Source organism: Thiohalomonas denitrificans (genome assembly GCF_016841685.1).
In the GTDB taxonomy this organism is placed as follows: domain Bacteria; phylum Pseudomonadota; class Gammaproteobacteria; order Thiohalomonadales; family Thiohalomonadaceae; genus Thiohalomonas; species Thiohalomonas denitrificans_A.
Genome location: NZ_JAENYR010000029.1, coordinates 1 through 16,165 on the forward strand (window position 1 = coordinate 1; position 16,165 = coordinate 16,165).

The 16,165-nt window shown below is 57.3% G+C and carries 18 protein-coding genes and 1 pseudogene; 11 read left to right on the top strand and 8 right to left on the bottom strand.

Annotated features, from left to right (window positions below; all coding sequences use genetic code 11):
• Window positions 1-170: 170 nt before the first annotated feature.
• The 5 genes from narJ to Q7L05_RS08225 all read left to right on the top strand — a co-directional run bounded on the left by narJ (window position 171) and on the right by Q7L05_RS08225 (window position 3,892).
• Window positions 171-893 (top strand): nitrate reductase molybdenum cofactor assembly chaperone, encoded by a 723-nt coding sequence (narJ, locus tag Q7L05_RS08205; RefSeq protein ID WP_303904662.1) that lies wholly within the window; start codon window positions 171-173, stop codon window positions 891-893.
• Between the two features lie 12 nt (window positions 894-905).
• Window positions 906-1,586 (top strand): respiratory nitrate reductase subunit gamma, encoded by a 681-nt coding sequence (gene narI / locus Q7L05_RS08210; protein ID WP_303904664.1) that lies wholly within the window; start codon window positions 906-908, stop codon window positions 1,584-1,586.
• 200 nt (window positions 1,587-1,786) lie between these two features.
• Window positions 1,787-2,575, top strand: coding sequence for a peptidylprolyl isomerase (locus Q7L05_RS08215; RefSeq protein ID WP_303904666.1), 789 nt, complete (start codon window positions 1,787-1,789; stop codon window positions 2,573-2,575).
• A 35-nt stretch (window positions 2,576-2,610) separates the two neighbouring features.
• Window positions 2,611-2,961, top strand: a complete 351-nt coding sequence (locus Q7L05_RS08220; protein WP_303904668.1) for an SPW repeat protein — start codon at window positions 2,611-2,613, stop codon at window positions 2,959-2,961.
• 76 nt (window positions 2,962-3,037) lie between these two features.
• Window positions 3,038-3,892, top strand: coding sequence for a metal-dependent hydrolase (locus Q7L05_RS08225; RefSeq protein WP_303904670.1), 855 nt, complete (start codon window positions 3,038-3,040; stop codon window positions 3,890-3,892).
• 328 nt (window positions 3,893-4,220) lie between these two features.
• Here Q7L05_RS08225 and acuI read toward each other — a convergent pair whose 3' ends face one another.
• Entirely contained in the window at window positions 4,221-5,195 is a 975-nt protein-coding gene (gene acuI, locus Q7L05_RS08230; protein WP_303904672.1) for an acrylyl-CoA reductase (NADPH), read from the bottom strand.
• Between the two features lie 163 nt (window positions 5,196-5,358).
• Here acuI and Q7L05_RS08235 point away from each other — a divergent pair, with 163 nt between their 5' ends.
• The 5 genes from Q7L05_RS08235 to Q7L05_RS08260 all read left to right on the top strand — a co-directional run bounded on the left by Q7L05_RS08235 (window position 5,359) and on the right by Q7L05_RS08260 (window position 8,554).
• Entirely contained in the window at window positions 5,359-5,814 is a 456-nt protein-coding gene (locus Q7L05_RS08235) for a hypothetical protein (RefSeq protein ID WP_303904674.1), read from the top strand.
• Window positions 5,815-5,922: 108 nt separating this feature from the next.
• A complete protein-coding gene (gene hemG / locus Q7L05_RS08240) occupies window positions 5,923-6,453 on the top strand; it encodes a menaquinone-dependent protoporphyrinogen IX dehydrogenase (RefSeq protein WP_303904676.1) in 531 nt (176 codons plus the stop codon).
• Between the two features lie 48 nt (window positions 6,454-6,501).
• Window positions 6,502-6,801, top strand: a complete 300-nt coding sequence (locus Q7L05_RS08245) for a hypothetical protein (protein ID WP_303904751.1) — start codon at window positions 6,502-6,504, stop codon at window positions 6,799-6,801.
• A 60-nt stretch (window positions 6,802-6,861) separates the two neighbouring features.
• The gene (locus tag Q7L05_RS08255) at window positions 6,862-7,821 is read left to right on the top strand and encodes a phospholipase A (RefSeq protein ID WP_303904679.1); all 960 of its coding nucleotides are present in this window, start codon (window positions 6,862-6,864) and stop codon (window positions 7,819-7,821) included.
• Window positions 7,822-7,900: 79 nt separating this feature from the next.
• The gene (locus Q7L05_RS08260; protein WP_303904683.1) at window positions 7,901-8,554 is read left to right on the top strand and encodes a cold shock and DUF1294 domain-containing protein; all 654 of its coding nucleotides are present in this window, start codon (window positions 7,901-7,903) and stop codon (window positions 8,552-8,554) included.
• 514 nt (window positions 8,555-9,068) lie between these two features.
• Here Q7L05_RS08260 and Q7L05_RS08265 read toward each other — a convergent pair.
• The 5 genes from Q7L05_RS08265 to Q7L05_RS08285 all read right to left on the bottom strand — a co-directional run bounded on the left by Q7L05_RS08265 (window position 9,069) and on the right by Q7L05_RS08285 (window position 13,010).
• On the bottom strand, window positions 9,069-9,722 hold the full coding sequence (locus Q7L05_RS08265; RefSeq protein WP_303904685.1) for a response regulator: 654 nt from the start codon (window positions 9,720-9,722) through the stop codon (window positions 9,069-9,071).
• A gap of 263 nt (window positions 9,723-9,985) precedes the next feature.
• Window positions 9,986-10,894 carry an FAD:protein FMN transferase gene (locus Q7L05_RS08270; RefSeq protein WP_303904687.1) on the bottom strand — a complete coding sequence of 303 codons (909 nt, stop codon included), beginning with the start codon at window positions 10,892-10,894 and terminating at the stop codon, window positions 9,986-9,988.
• A gap of 162 nt (window positions 10,895-11,056) precedes the next feature.
• On the bottom strand, window positions 11,057-12,292 hold the full coding sequence (locus Q7L05_RS08275; protein WP_303904690.1) for a DUF3570 domain-containing protein: 1,236 nt from the start codon (window positions 12,290-12,292) through the stop codon (window positions 11,057-11,059).
• Window positions 12,283-12,504, bottom strand: a complete 222-nt coding sequence (locus Q7L05_RS08280; protein ID WP_303904692.1) for a DUF4266 domain-containing protein — start codon at window positions 12,502-12,504, stop codon at window positions 12,283-12,285. The genes Q7L05_RS08275 and Q7L05_RS08280 overlap by 10 nt, the downstream gene beginning before the upstream one ends.
• Window positions 12,505-12,524: 20 nt before the next feature.
• Window positions 12,525-13,010 carry a TlpA family protein disulfide reductase gene (locus Q7L05_RS08285; RefSeq protein ID WP_303904694.1) on the bottom strand — a complete coding sequence of 162 codons (486 nt, stop codon included), beginning with the start codon at window positions 13,008-13,010 and terminating at the stop codon, window positions 12,525-12,527.
• Between the two features lie 411 nt (window positions 13,011-13,421).
• On the opposite strand from Q7L05_RS08285, the gene Q7L05_RS08290 reads away from it, so the two are divergent.
• A complete protein-coding gene (locus Q7L05_RS08290) occupies window positions 13,422-13,760 on the top strand; it encodes a DUF6694 family lipoprotein (protein ID WP_303904697.1) in 339 nt (112 codons plus the stop codon).
• A 419-nt stretch (window positions 13,761-14,179) separates the two neighbouring features.
• Here Q7L05_RS08290 and Q7L05_RS08295 read toward each other — a convergent pair whose 3' ends face one another.
• Together Q7L05_RS08295 and Q7L05_RS08300 are read right to left on the bottom strand one after the other, a co-directional pair.
• On the bottom strand, window positions 14,180-14,974 hold the full coding sequence (locus Q7L05_RS08295) for a type IV pili methyl-accepting chemotaxis transducer N-terminal domain-containing protein (protein WP_303904700.1): 795 nt from the start codon (window positions 14,972-14,974) through the stop codon (window positions 14,180-14,182).
• A gap of 255 nt (window positions 14,975-15,229) precedes the next feature.
• A pseudogene (locus tag Q7L05_RS08300) lies at window positions 15,230-16,108 on the bottom strand (heme o synthase).
• Between the last annotated feature and the right edge of the window lie 57 nt (window positions 16,109-16,165).

Consider the following 16,165-nt stretch of genomic DNA (forward strand, 5'->3'; position numbering starts at 1 on the left):
GAGCCACAGCGACGCGGCAATCTGGGGTTTGGGAGCAGGAGATTACTTCGTCGCCTGGGGCTCGGCTTTGGCATCCTGCGTCGCTCTACCACCTACATCCATGTAGGCGTCCTCGTAATGACAGCGGGGGGAAGTTCATCATGGCCCTCTGGGCCAAAGGAGAAACACCCATGCTGACGTTCAAAGTGCTCTCACTGCTGCTTCGCTATCCCAGTGAAGAGATACATGCGGCGCTGCGTGAAATGCCTGCCGTTCTCGAAGAGGAGCAGCTGGTGCCGGCGCCGCGTCGAAAGGCATTGCTTGCGCTGATCGGGGAGTTGCAGGGGATGGACGTTATCGCAGCCCAGGAGCGCTATGGGGAGCTGTTCGATCGCGGCCGCAAACTTTCGCTACATATCTTTGAGCACACCCATGGCGAGTCGCGTGATCGCGGTCCGGCGATGGTGCAGCTGATGAATAATTATCAGGAATGCGGCTTTGAATTGGCGGCACGCGAGCTGCCCGATTATGTCCCTCTGGTACTGGAATTCCTGGCCGAGCGGCCGCTAGAAGAGGCAACGGAGATGTTGGGCGAGGCAATGCCGGTACTCACACTGGTTGCGGCCCGGCTGCATGAGCGCGGTAGCCGATATGCCGCGGTACTCGATGCCTTGGAGGCGATTGCCGGGGCACCGGATGCTGCAGACGAACTACGCCGCAAGGCGGCGGAAGAGGGGCCCGACGAAGCGATCATCAATATGGACAAAATATGGGAGGAAGAGGCGATCACCTTCACTCACGAGTCGGCGCTGGAGGGTTGCGGCAACAACGGGGCGGCAACCACACTCGAGCAGCCGGTGCAATGGGATATCGGGCTGCGGCGCACCACTACCGCTCCGGATTCTAATCGCTAGCGAGGCGTTGTCATGGAGTATCTCAATCAGCTCATCTTCGGCGTTGGCCCCTATCTGGCAGGCACGGTCTTCATCCTCGGCAGCATCCTGCGCTACGAACGGGGCCAGTACACCTGGCGTGCCATGTCCAGTCAGATGCTGCATAACACCCGAAGTTACCGCGTCGGTAATCTCCTGTTCCATATCGGCATCCTGTCGCTTTTCCTTGGTCACCTGGTAGGGCTACTGACGCCGCAGCCCCTCTATCACGCCATCGGGATTACTTCCGGCACCAAGCAGATTCTGTCGATGGTCATTGGTGGAGCGTTCGGGATCATCTGCCTGGCGGGCATCTCCGTCATTCTGTGGCGCCGCTTTATGGTGCCCGCCGTCCGCGCCAACAGTTCGCCGATGGATAATTTCATTCTGGTGTTGTTGGGGCTGCAGCTGATCACCGGCTTTGTGACGATTTATGTCTCGCGCCACCATCTGGAGGGCCAGGTGATGACCGAGCTGGCGAACTGGGCACAGCACATCGTCACCTTCCAGTCCGGGGCCTGGCTATTCGTGCTGGAGGTGCCGTGGCCCTACAAGATCCATATTGCGCTTGGACTGTTGATGTTCGCGGCCTTTCCGTTCAGCCGCCTGGTCCATATCTGGAGCTGGCCGTGGGCCTACCTGCGGCGCAACTATCAGGTCGTGCGGGCGCGGTGAGGAGTGTTTAACCGCAAAGGCGAGAAACAGAAAAGAATGCACCGCAGAGGCGCAGAGTACGCTGAGGATCGAATTTCCTGAGATGGACGTCACTGCTTCATCTTTATCTTTGGCTTTTGGTGCGACCATAAGCATCGGTGTTCTCTGTGTTCTCTGCGTCTCTGCGGTGCATTTATGAATATTCGGGCAAGAGGAGCCGCATGATGGATATCGTCGTGAACGGCAGAACGATCAGCGAAGCCGACATCCATCGGGAGATGCAGTACCACCCGGCGGGCTCGGCCGCCGAGGCCAGAGAGGCTGCCTCGCGGGCCTTGGGGATCCGGGAATTGCTGCTGGATGAGGCCGCGCGTCTGGAGATCGAGACCTGTCCCGAACCCGGCGAGGAGGATGAAGAGGCACGCATCCGGTCTCTCATCGAGCAGGAGGTGAAGACCCCGGAACCCGATATCGAGAGCTGCCGGCGCTACTACGAAAACAATCGGCAACAGTTGCGCTCGCCCTGGCTCCATGAGGTCTCGCACATCTTCCTGCCGGTGCCCGAGGAGCCTGTGGCACGCGGGCAAACGGAGCAGCAGGCCCGCGAATTGATTGCCGAGCTGGGGGATGACGTTCACCGCTTTGCCGATTTAGCCCAGCGCTATTCGGCCTGTCCGTCTCGTGAATCCGGCGGTAGCCTGGGGGTGCTGGGCCCGGGACAGACCCCGCCCGAGTTCGAGCGCGCACTGGCGCGGTTTACACCCGGCGGCATTGCCCCAGCTCCGGTGGAAACCCGCTATGGCTATCATGTAGTTTACCTGCAGTCCCGTCAGGGAGGGCACCTGTACAGCTTTGAGGAGGCACAGCCACTGGTGGCCGATTATCTGCGGGAAAGCCTTTTCCGGCGTGCCTTACTGGAGTATGTGCAGTCGTTGGCGAGTCGTGCCGAGATCAAGGGGGTCGATCTCGAATGTGCTGGAGAGGGTACGCCGATGGACTGTGGCGTGTGACGGGGCGCCGATAATCGAATCAGAGGGAGTAGCTCATGGCAATGCGTTGGCAGGACTGGATGAATCTGTTGTTGGGGATATGGCTTGTCGCCGCGCCTTACCTGATGATCTATGACCCGGGTTTTGATGGTATTGCCTCCTGGAATTCGTATCTGGTTGGCGCTGCCCTGGTCATCGTCACCGGCATTGACTTGATAAAACCAATGCCCTGGCGCGAGTGGGTGGTTCTGGTACTGGGCATCTGGCTGATCATCTCCGCATTCCTGCTCGGTTTTCTTGCGGGTAATCAGATCGCTCTCTGGAACGGGATCGTCACCGGGATTGTAGTTGTCATCGGATCGGCCAGCGCACTACGCGCCCCGGAAAAGGGCCCGCGCGGGGCCTGATTAAATCTCTTGAAGATACCGCTGCGCGGAACGATACTCCCTAACTTGAAAACAGGATGAACGAGGAGAAAACCCGATGCCTGCACGGTTGGCCATTTTCATCATCGGCGCCTTTACGTGGGCCATTAGCAATACGGCGTTCGCGGCCGAGACCCGGATCACCTGGCACGGGCACGCCACCTTCGAGGTGGTGACGCCGAAGGGCAACGTCGTGCTCATCGATCCCTGGCTCAACAATCCGAAAAATCCCCAGGGGGGCGAGGACAAGGACCTGGTCGAGGAGCTCAAGCGGGCCGACTACATCCTGGTCACCCATGCCCACACGGATCACATCGGCGATTCCAGCGCCATCGGCACCAGGACGGGCGCCGAACTGGTTGCACAGCCGGAGCTTGGCAAGCAGCTTATCAAGCTGATGGGTTTCCCGGCCAAGCAGTTCGGCTGGAATACCATGATGAACATGGGCGGCAGCCTGAGCCTCGCCGACGGGGAGATCACCGTCTCCATGACCGACGCCAAACACTCCAGCGGCATGGACAACCCTTTCGCCAAAGAGGATGAGAAGACGCCACCGGTGGTGTACGCCGGGAACCCGGCCGGATTCGTGGTGCGCATCGAAGGCGGCCCGACCCTCTACCACAGCGGCGACACCGACTATTTCGGCGACATGAAACTCATCGGCGAGCGCTACGCCCCCGACCTCGCCCTGCTGTGCGCCGGCGACCACTTCACCATGGACCCGAAAACCGCCGCCCACGCCGCCAAGGCGGTGAATGCCAAGCTGTCAGTGCCGATGCATTGGGGCACCTTTCCGGTCCTCGCGCAGAGCATCGAGCCCTTCGTCAGCGAGGCCAAGTCCCTGGGCGTCGAAACCCATGTAATGAAACCGGGTGAGACGCTGGTCTACGAAGGCGACACCCTCAAGCAGTAAAGCCAACTACTCCCTCGTCCTCGGGAGTGACGATTAAATCAAGCAGTTGCCACTCAGCAGGTCTCCTCAACAAAGTCAGAGGCTTGCCCCCTCTCCCTCCGGGAGAGGGCCGGGGAGAGGGCGATCAAACGAGAGCAGTCGCCTTTTCCCCTCTCCCTCGGGAGAGCCGTAGGATGCATTCTTCAGGGAATTCTAAAAATTCATTTTTCGTCACTCCCGCGAAAGCGGGAGCCCAGTAAAATCAGACGGCTGGATTCCCAGCTTTCGCGGAAATAGCGAATTTATAGAAGCGCCCTTCAAATGCACCGAACATGCTCCCGACACGCACTTACTCCGGCAACTGCACCACCAACCTCCCCCGCACCTTCCCGGCCAACAACTCCGAAGCCATCGGAATCACCTCTTCAAGCCCTATCGTCCGACTGACCGAATCCAGCCTCTCCGGCTCCAAATCCGTCGCCAACCGACGCCAGGCGGCTTCGCGCTCGGCCTTCGGCGCATAGACGCTATCGATGCCAACCAAGGTCACCCCGCGAAGGATGAACGGCGCCACCGTCGCCGGAAAATCCATACCCTGAGCAAGACCGCAGGCGGCGACAATCCCCCGGTACTGCATGCCCGCACAGACATTGGCCAGGGTTACGCTACCGAGCGTATCCACCGCCCCGGCCCATTGCTCCTTGGCCAGCGGCTTACCCGGCCGGGAAAGGGACTCGCGGTCAATGACCCGAGCAGCCCCCAATGCCTTCAGGTGTTCGCTCTCCTCCAGCCGGCCGGTCGAGGCCACCACCCGGTACCCCCGCTTCACCAGTAGCAGGATCGCCACGCTGCCCACCCCGCCATTGGCACCCGTTACCAACACCTCGCCGTCATCGGGCGAAACACCCTGGCGCTCCAGCGCCTCGACGCAGAGCGCTGCCGTATAACCGGCCGTGCCGATCGCCATCGCCTGCCGTAGCGAAAAGGCCTCCGGCAGCGCCAGCAGCCAATCCCCCTTCACCCGAGCCCGCGCTGCCATACCGCCCCAGTGCGATTCACCGACACCCCAGCCGTTGAGGATCACCGCATCACCCGGTTTCCAGCGCGAATCCCGGCTCTCCACCACCGTCCCCGCCAGATCGATACCCGGCACCATTGGAAAGCGCCGCACCACCGGCCCCTTGCCGGTAATCGCCAGGGCATCCTTATAGTTCAGAGAGGAGTAGGCCACCCGAACCGTCACATCGCCCTCGGGCAGATCGCCTTCATCCACATCCGCCAGCCGGGCGTCCCCGGTATCGTTCAGCAACAGCGCCTTAAACATGGTTCACCTGTTCTCCTGGTCCTGGTTTCGATTCTGCACCCCCCGCCACCTGTTCACACAAGGCCCGCCCGAGAGATCGGAAAATACGGTAGATCGGAATCTACATGAAAACCGCATCCTAATCGTAGTCCTTGGTTTATGGCGAACGTTATTTTTCAGAGCCATGAGTGATAAAATGACGAGTATAACCGTCAACATGCAGTGGCTCTATTCGAATGCGATCGGTGGGGTAAAAGTGCAGGTGCCGTCGCGCTTCGCGGAAGAGCCCAAGCCATCTTGGCTAAAGATTATTCTGAACTTCTGGATGAGGAATTTGGAAAAGAGGAGATCACCTGTCCCCAATGCGGTAGCACAGACTTTGAGCCGTTTACTAACGGAAGGAGACCAGCTTTTGTTGTCTTTTTGTTGGTCGGGTTTCCTCTTTTCTTTTACCGTCATGGACTCAGGTGTAAATCGTGCGGGAATTTCATTCAAACATAGCTATCCGCGCGAAGCGACCCGCAAGAGCGCGGCTTACCTGCCTGCGCGCAGCCTGGAGGCGCTTGCGTGGCAGGTGATGGTGCTGCCTGGCGCGGTGCGGCCAAAGCGAGTGGCAGCTCCGCCCACCGCCATCCAATAATTCGCTCAACCCGACGCCGGGAAGTGATGCGGCACTTACCGGTGAGGTTCCGGGCCGCGCGGGTCAGAGGTTCGATATGTGAAGAAAACAGGACGGAGTGAGGGACGAATGTCCGAAATCCTAATTGCCTATTCAACAACCGATGGTCATACAAAGGAAATTTCCAGTAGGCTGCGGCAGATAATCGAGCAGCAAGGCCACCGGGTATCCTTGATCTCTATTGATGATGAGCCGGATATCGACTTGGACAGGTTTGACAAAATAATCCTTGGGGCAAGTATCCGCTACGGGAAACACAGCAAGCAGGTTCACAAGTTTATAGAAAAAAACCAAAGCATCCTCGAAAGTAAACCGAATGCCTTCTTTTCGGTAAATATCGTCGCCCGTAAGCCAGGCAAAAATACACCGCAAACCAATCCATATTTGCAGAAGTTTCTGAAACGAATTAAGTGGAACCCCAAAGAATTGGCGGTCTTTGCCGGGAAGATAGATTATCCCAAATATCGTTTCTGGGACCGGCAGATGATACGGCTAATAATGTGGATGACAAAAGGACCTACCGATCCCAAGGCAGTGGTCGAATTTACTGATTGGGAGCAGGTTGAGGCGTTTGGAAATCTTGTCGGCACAATGGAATGAATAAAGGCTACGCTCATCAAGGCAAACATTCGACAGCGGACAAGCGATATGGCATTTGAGCTGAAAGAGTTCGTGCCTTGGGGCCGTTCTTTCCAGGAATATGTGGACATGTTCGCGCTCGCAGAAGAAGAGCTCGGAAAGGCGGTTCTCGGGTGTGGTGATGGTCCCGCCAGTTTCAACGCAGAACTGACAAAGCGTGGCGGAAGATTTGTCTCGGTTGATCCTCTCTACGCGTTCGGCGCAGATGCCATCTCGGGCCTTCCTTGCTGGCGCCTGTACCATGCTGGAGATTGCAGAGCATTTCGGAATGCATTATTCGACAGTCAGCCGGGCGGTGCGCTGGTTTGAGGCGCGGAATGGGACATCTCCGCTGACTAACGGAAAGGAGGGGGAAGGGTGATTTGCTGGGTGCCGACGTTTGGGGGCAAGACATTGGGGCGTATCAGGCGATTGAACCGCAGAAAGCGAGTGCGTGCGCCGGTGCTGCTACTGTTAGCGGGTACACTGTTGCCGACAGTGGCGGCTTCCGAGGATGGGCCGGGTGCCGGGTCTGAGTACGAGCCTGAGTACGAATCTGCGATCACACGGCGGCTCGAGCTGGAGTCGCGGCTCAACGACAATCCGTTTTCGATCACCCCCTACAAGCCGACTTACCTTCTTCCACTGGCCTACAGCTCGGACCGTCCCGTGAACGCCGAAGGCGATGAACTGGATCAGCTGGAGATGAAGTTCCAGGTGAGCCTCAAGGTACCGATTAGCAACAACCTGTTCGGCACTGGTACGCAATTCGCCTTCGGGTACACGCAGGTAGCCTATTGGCAGGCCTACAACAGCAACTATTCGTCTCCGTTCCGGGAGACCAACCACGAGCCGGAGTTGATGCTCGTCCATCCGCATCGCGCCACCTTGGGGCGAATTACCAGTCGAGTCTTTCGGCTCGGCGTCAGCCACCAGTCGAATGGCCGTTCTGGTCGAGAGTCGCGCAGTTGGAACCGGGTTTACGTCGATTTCATGATGGAGTCGGGCGATTGGTATTTAAGCCTCAAGCCATGGTGGCGCATACCGGAGTCGGAAAAACAGGACCCGGACGATCCCTCGGGTGACGACAACCCCGATATCCACCGGTACATGGGGAACTTCGAGTTCAGCGGGCTCTATTACCAAGGTGCCCGGACCTACGGTTTCATGGTTCGGAACAACCTGCGGAGTGACAACCGGGGTGCACTGCAGCTGGACGGGACCTTCCCCATTGGGGACCAGATGCGGGGCTACGCACAGTTGTTTAGCGGCTACGGTGAAAGTCTCATCGACTATGATCGCTACTCCAATCGATTCAGCCTCGGCGTGATGCTGACCAATTGGCTTTGAACAGGCGGTTCTTGCGGCCGTCAATCCAGGGGTGTCCGGGTAAGCTTCCGTCCGGGTACGGTTCCGGGTAAGCTCGCTGTTGAATCTAGGCACCAAAGCAATGAATATGCGCCGTAAAGGGAAAATAACATCTTGGAACGATGAAAAAGGATTCGGCTTTATCACGCCGCTTACTGATGGCAATCGGGTGTTTGTTCATATCAAAGCGTTCGGGAGCCGCAGACGACGACCGGAGATTGATCAGACGGTGACTTATACCCTGTCTGCCGATAAGCAAGGTCGTCCATGTGCAATAAAGGCGACATTTCCTGGCAATCGCCTGCCACGAAATCCCAAGCCAAAGACGGGTTTATTATCAGCCTTCGGTGTTGCCGTTTCTTTCCTGGTGCTTGTTGGGATTTCTGTACTTACGTCCAAAGTGCCGCTTTGGCTGCTTGCAACTTATCTGTTTGCAAGCTTGTTTACTTTCGCTATGTACGCGGTAGACAAATTGGCAGCCAAGAATCGTGGATGGCGAACTCAGGAAAGTGCTCTGCACTTACTATCCCTGGCTGGGGGCTGGCCGGGAGCACTCGTCGCCCAACAAAAGTTGCGTCATAAATCCAGGAAACGCTCCTTTCGTGCAGTCTTCTGGGTAACCGTTCTATTAAACTGTGGCACATTCGTATGGCTGCTGACGCCAACCGGCTCATCTGCACTACAGTCTTTGGTTTCGCTGTTACGTTGGAGCTGATCGCGTCTAGGAGCCTGTCGGACTTAACGCTGATCGACTCGGCTCGGGCATCGAGCTTCGCTCCAACTCCTGCATCCATGGAGTCGTGCCGAAAAGCCGGATTGGGCCAGATTTTCCGATCTTTTTCGGTAACTGCTCGCCCGGTTGATCATGCGCGGCATAGGAGATTCGTTATCCCCGCGCAGCCGAACCGTCATCCCCGCAGGCGAACCGTCATCCCGCAGCCGAACCGTCATCCCCACAGGCAAACCGTCATCCCCGCAGGCAAACCGTCATCCCCACAGGCAAACCGTCACTCCCCGCGCAGGCGGGGATCCATTTCGAGCCATGCCGCTGCTCTCTGGATTCCCGCCTCCGCGGGAATGACGGGGGAGTGAGCAGTTACCTTTCTCGTTAAATAGACCCACTCGGCTCGGGCATCCTGCTTCGCTCTACCGACTGCGTCCATGCAGTCGTATTCGCCTCGAAAGATCGAAAAGTCGGTCTCCAACCGGCTTTTCCTCGGTACGATCGGTCAAGTCCGACAGGTTCCTAGCAGTTGCGACTCCAGTTTGGTCCTGATGGATGCAACCTCTTCTTCGATATCCACTATTGAGAGCTCGTTCAGATATTCGAAAAGTGGCATGGCTTCAAGGCACAGGTCGATGATATAGGGGTCGATGTTGCCCGAGTCCTCGCCTTTGATAACCTTGATGGCTCTGCCGATATCCGGAGCTTCGAGCACGGTATCCTCGATAGAAGACTCGTATTTTTTCATGTCCTGCGCTATGTGACTGCGACCTTCCATGTTGGCATCGACCTGTGACTTTAATCGGGTCACCAGGTCGGTAAAATCGAGCGGCTTGAGGATGTAATCGTTGGCGCCACAGGCGTAAGCCCGCTCCCGGGTAATTTCATCTTCCGCGCCGGTGATGACAATGATGGGGTTGTTCCGGATATTCCCCTCATTGGCAGCGCGAATTCGGCAGATGAATCCATAGCCGTCCAGTCTTGGCATTTGAATGTCGGATATTATCAATGTGATATCGGGGTTCTGCTGTAGAGCCTCCCAGCCGGCCTCGCCATCCTCTGCCTCGACGATAGTGAACTCATTGCTCAGATGTTTTCTTATGGTTGCGCGTACGGTACGTGAATCGTCAACGATAAGGACAGTATGTTTATCGGGCATGGTGGTCTTTGGCTCTTCTAAAGTCCGGTGAGCATCCAAACGTCGAACCCGAACCAGGTTCGTCGCAGAACCTAAGGGTCAGGTCTTTCGCAGAACCTAAGGGTCAGGTCTTTCATCGTGCATGCGTGTCGCTCGCCTGGGGATACCGGGTAGAGTATACCAATTTTGCATAAAGTGCGGGTGGGAGGATGAATCGTGCCTTTGAACTTCTCTCTGGAATTACCAGGCACGCTGTTCGGTCGTTTCTTATACTGTGCCCTGGATTAGCGCGCGGACCAATACTGCACGCCTTCGGTGCGCAGGAAAAATTCCGCCTTAGCGCCCCGCAGCATGGCAAAGGTGGCGAGCAGGCCGGCCTCCGTGCAGGTCGCGGCGGCGGCAGTGACGGAGCGTGGCGCATCCTCGATCGGCCAGCCGGTGGCAGGGTTGAGGATATGGCCGTAGCGAATGCCGTTCGCAAGAAGGTAGCGGCGGGAATCGCCGCTGGTGGCCAAGCCTCCATGCCGCAGCTCGAAACGGTGGATGCTTTCACTGCCTTCGGCCAAGGGTAGGGAGGAGGCCGGGTTCTCGACGCCAACGAACCAGCCGCAGCCGTTGCGCCGAGGGGTGTTCACGTAGAGGTCGCCACCGTAGTTCACCAGTATGCTGGCATCGCTCTGCTCGGCGATCAGGCGCGCCGTGCGGTCGACCGCGTACTCCTTGCCGATACCGCCGAGGTCGATTTCCATACCGGACGGCACGGTGATCTTCGGTCGCCGCCAGATAATCTTGTGCCAGCCGATGAGCGGCAGGATGTTCGCCACTTCGTTCGTGGCGGGAATGCGGTCACTGCCATCGAAACGCCACACCCTTCGTAGCACACCCGACGTAATATCGAACAGGCCTTCGCTCAACTCGTAACATTGATTCGCATAGTCGAGCAGGGCCGCAGTCTCTTCGTCGACTACCAAGGGCTGCCCGTCCGAGTGGTTGATCCGCTGTACGGCGCTGTCCTTCCGATAGCGACTGAATTTGTGCTCGATACGGGAGGCCTCGGCGTGTGCAATAGCGAGTAATCGCCGGGCCAGCCGTCGATCATCAACCTCCATGAGGATTTCGCAAGGACTGGCCATGGCCTGGAAGCGGCCGAGCCAATGATCTTTGTTTCGGGTGAGGGAAGATGCTTCAGTCATAAGGGCACTTCTATAAATTCGTCATTCCCGCGAAAGCGGGAATCCAGCCGTTTAATTTTACTGGGCTCCCGCTTTCGCGGGAGTGACGAAAAATGAATTTTTAGAGGTTCCCATAAGCTGTGAAAGGTGAGGCGCGGCTAACGAGCCGCGCCGTCGCCCGAGTTAGAACAGGAAGGAATAATTTGCCTGTAAGATGACCGCGTCAACATCCTCGAATTGCCCGTCGTCATCTGACTGGGTCATGTATTCAAGGCGCACGCTGTATTCCTGTTTTTCGCTCGATGCAAAGCCATATTTCAGTCCGAGCGTGTTCGTCGTCATGTTACCGAGGCGATAATCGGCACTCGCATAGGTCGGAACGGCCCCTTCATCCAGTTTGAAATGGTAGAACTCGGCGGCGTTCTGCTTGTACCAGCGGACATGGGGTTGCAGATAGTGTCCGCCGCCCAGCTCGTGCCGATAACGCAGGTCCAGGGTATGGGAGCTGATATCCCAGTCGTCCCAGTAATAGCGGTAGGAGACGTCAGCCACATCTTCGGACAAATGATGCAGGGTTCGCCAAAAGATGGTCTGCCGGCTACGCTCGTCGGGACGATTCTCGTAGAGGTAGCCCGTCACGTTGCCTGTGTCGTCGGTGACACTGAGCAGCTTGTAGGGGTCACTAAGGTAGCCGTCATCAATGCCATAGGTGTAGTTGAACTGCATGAGCGTGCGCCGGTTCACGACCTGGGTCACACCCAGCAGAAGCTCGGACACGGTCTTGTCCTCGCTTGCGCTTTGCGTCTCCTTCACGTCGGGAAATTCCGGCATGGGGGTCAGCCCAACCGGTGCCCCACCCTCCGGTTCGATGGAGTCCTGACTGAAGGAGGCCCCTGCCGAGAGTGTGGTGTTGCGATTGTTGAAGTCGCGCGCCAGCGTCGCGGAAATCCCCGCGGACTGGTAATCGTGCTCGGTGGAGAAGTTGGCGGAGAAGATACCCTTGAGGCGTTCGCTCAAGGGTTTCTCCCATTCGCCGCTCAGTGCGATGCGGGTATCCCTGAACGTCGGGTCAAGCGGTGTCTCGCCGGGCTCCGCGGTGTAGGTGGAATTACCCGAAGGCGTGGTGAAGGTCTGCACCTCGTCCGTCGGAATCGCACCGTTTGGCGACGATCCGGTCAGCGTATCGACCACCAGGCGCACTCCGACGTACTCATCATCGCCTAAAGCCTTGCGCAAGCCGACCACCGGCTCGACTACGCTCACGCGATCACTGCCTTCCGAATAGAACAGCACCGCCGAATCAACTTCCCACTCCTCCTCGGATGCGGCATTCACTCCTTGTGAGGTGCCGGTCAGAAGCGAGCACGTCGCCAGCGCCAGCGCACCGCGAACCGATTTGGATTCTTTTTTCAGTTGCATCCGCAGCCTCCACCGCCAACGGCCTGTCCACCGGACGATCCTTCTTTGCTGTAATAAATATGATCGTCCAGGTATTGATCAATCGGATACCCGTCAAGCTGCATCGCCCGTTTCGCCAGTAGATCCTTTTCCCAAGGCTGAACCGGTTCGAAGGCGCACCCGCCCTGAAGCAGGGCAAGAGCGAGTACCGTGCTCGTAATTCCTATGCGCATGGCCAATTTCCTCTAACTACTTAATTTTCCAAGACATCGCGGATGCCAGTCTCCAGTTCGCTTCTGTCTTTATCCCGAAAACCCACGTGCGACAGGCGTATTTCACCGTCACGATCGATCAAATAACTGCTGGGCATGCCCTTTACCCCAAAACGTTCCGCTGTCTCCCCCTTCGGGTCGTAAGCGACGGTAAACTGCGCCGGGTATTTGGCAAGGAACTGCTCGACCAGTTTTTGGTCCTTGTCCAGATTGACAGCGACGACTACCAGCCCCTGTTCGCCGTATCGCGTCTGCAACTCGTTCATGAAGGGGAAGGACTTGCGGCATGGCGCACACCAGGAAGCCCAAAAATCCAGGTAGATCACTTTGCCGCGCAGCTGCTCCAGGCGGAGCTCCCCTCCCTCTACCGACCAGATTGCATCGGGTGCCGGAGCTGCAGGAGCTGCGGTGACAAAAAAAAGCGAGAGGAAAACGAGCGAGGCAGACCGGAGAATCGTGTTCTTCATTGTTGGCTCCGAATGTAAACGATCCGACAACATCTGTTCCTTGCCGGGTCCTTTAGCGAGGGGTCGGTGGACAAATTCTATCTGACTTATAGTTAGTATATCATTCTAATTATGGATCGTGTCTAAATCGAGACACAATCTGTGACCGTGTTCCTCCAAAGGGCAGGACCTCGCGACCTGACTCCCCGAAGCCGGAATCGAACAGGCGTGTGGGCCAAGGCAAGGCGCCCTGTGCTGCTTGGAAATCGCGCACCGGCTCGGTCCGGACGACCGTTGACGGCCGGTTCACAAGCCCCCTCGGCTGCGTTGCAGTCGCTCGAACTGGCACGGCCAGTCCTCCGCTCCTGCGCCTTGCCGATGGCGCTTGGGAGGCAAGCTGAGTGTTACACTATTTCCCGCATGGATCACTAGATGCAAAAAGGAGAAAAAATGCGTAACAAATCAGTGCTGGTACCATTCATTGTGCTTCTCCTCGTGGGGTGCAGTGAACCGAGGATAGATACGAGCAGTGCTCAAGTGATGGAAGCCTCAATAGAGGAAGTGCGTCAATCTTTGCCGCGGGATCAAAAGACCCATTTTGATGACGCAGTACAAGTACTGGCGTTCAGTCGGCAAAATTTGGAAGAGTTCCTGGAAGAGGGAGTTTTAAGCATCCTCTCGACCAGAGAACAAATGAAGGATGTGCTGAATGGCAAGACGGGGAGAGAAGTTATCCAAGAAGCTGAAAGAATCAAAAGGGAACGGAAGTAAAATAGAAGTAACTACTCACCCCCTCCGTCATCCCCCGTCACGGGGGTGACAGGGGATGACGGATTTCCCGGGCCGTGTGCGATCACCCGGGCGAGCAGTTACCAATAAAAAAGGCTCTGCTCTGAGACAAATCCAAGGGACCGCGAACAAAGGGACCGCGAACATCCGCGCTGCTCAGCCTGCCGGCAATCGCCATGCAGATATTCGCCGTTCCTCACCACTGCGGGAATAAAAAACGGGTCGGGGATTCAGAAAAAACCAGATAAAAAGCGGGAGCGGATTAGCCTTTCCCTCCCCCTTTTTGTTTTTCGGCCGGAATAGATAGGACGTTCCGAAATGGTGCCTATCACTCCCTTTCATCTTAACCTCCTTCCTGAGGACAAAGGGACTATAGGTGACTACCATTTCGGAGCGCGTATTTAGGAGACGTCGAGTTGGGCGTACATCCCTGTTACGCGATTCATCTGTGTCAGGATTTTTTCTGCGGAACGCGTAACCAGCAGAGGAATATGCTCATCATCTTTCAACTGAAAGCTCATCCGGAAGACGATCCACTGCCGCTCGACCTCGGCAAGTCCCTGCTGGATTTCCAAAGTGTTCTCCGGCGTGGCTTTCAGATCGGCCAATGCGCCCTCGAACTCATAGCGTGCACGCTGCAGCTCCTCGCGAAGTCGGGCATCCTGCATTCCGCTACTGATTAGCACGTAGAATTTCGCAATACGCTGGGAAAGCATTCGCTGGCGGCCGGCAGTATTGACGAGTTGCGCCTGTACCAGTCCGGAAGAGTTTTGGAGCTTGATGACCACCTCGTGAGCCGCTGCAAGCAGTTTGTCGTCACTGTTCAACAGAAGCGATATGCCTTCCCGGTTGGCAGGGCCGGTAGCGATGGACCGGAAGGGATTCCACAGGCGCCGGACGTTGGCTAAAGCAGTGCGCACGTCGTCATTGGGTGCGTGCTGTTCAATTGTTTCCAGTTGCTCCGCGAACAGTTTCACCGCCTTTTTCAGCTGATCACGTGCTTCGGATGTATCGACTTCAATCACCAGCTGTGAATAGGCCTTGACGATACGCTGTGTCAGCATGCGCTGACGGCCTGCCTGATCGATCATTTCTGAGAGGGAAGGTGCACCTGCAATGGCCGCGGTGGGTGGGAGCAACAGGAACATGGCCAGAGCACAAAGGCTTATCGATAAAAATGCTTTCATTCTTTTCATGCGTTACGTCCTTCTTTATTCTTGATGGAGACGGCTCCTCCCCTCCTTAAGCGCCGTCCACGTTACCTTTGTGTGGATTTGAACAAGCTTTTTCCGGGACTAATGGCCCCTGTTAGGAGCCGAAGTTTCGACTGCACCCGGCACGGAATCAAGTAGCTCACCAGCACTACCGCGGAGGTGGTAGGTGGGCCGCGCGTGATGCCTTGCGAAACGTGCCACGAGAGGCAGAGGGGGGGTGAGGGGTGGTTGTGGTGCTTATAGCAGCCAGTGATCGACCAGCAGCAGCGCGAACAGACCGAATAGATAAAAGATGGAGTAGCGGAAGGTGGCCATGGCATGCTCGTCACGTTCCCCGCGGTAGAGACGCCAGGCGTGCCAGATGAAGCCCAGTCCCAGCGGAATGACTCCGGCCAGGTAGAGTACCTCTGCGTTTCGGGTGGCGAAAGGCAATGGGGCGACCGCCATTAGTAGGATGCTGTAGAGCAGAACCCGGGTTTTCGTGAAGTGCAGGCCGTGAGTGACGGGCAGCATAGGGATTCCGGCATGACGATAGTCATCGACACGGCGGATTGCCAGCGGCCAGAAATGGGGCGGCGTCCAGATAAAGATAATCAGTGAGAGCAACAGCGCATCCAGGGTGATCTCCCCGGTAACGGCGGCGGCACCCAGCACAGGGGGAGATGCCCCGGCCGCGCCGCCCCAGACGATATTCTGCGGCGTGGTGTGCTTGAGAAAAGAGGTGTAGACGACGGCATAGCCGATCATGGCAGCGAAAGTCAGTGCTGCGCTCAACATGTTCACCAGGCCCGCCAGGATGGCCATGGCACCCGCTGCAAGGGAAAGAGCGAAACCCAGCGCCTCGGTAGTGCCGATGTGCCCCGAGGGCATTGGTCGGTGCCGCGTTCGCTCCATAATACCGTCGATGCGGGCATCCAGCAGGTGATTGATTACGGCACCGGCGCCTGCCGCCAGTCCGATACCGAGGAGGCCGAACAGGATCCGGCTCCAAGGGAGGGTGGCGCCTTCTATGGCCAGGAGCATTCACACCAGCGCCGTGAACAGCATCAAGGCGACGATGCGGGGCTTTGTCAGCGAAAGATAGCGCTTCCATGGGGCTACGGCCGGTGCGCGAATGAGATCAGTGGCTCGCACGGATACTCCGGTTTTGCAACATTGCGTTGAGCTGCTCCG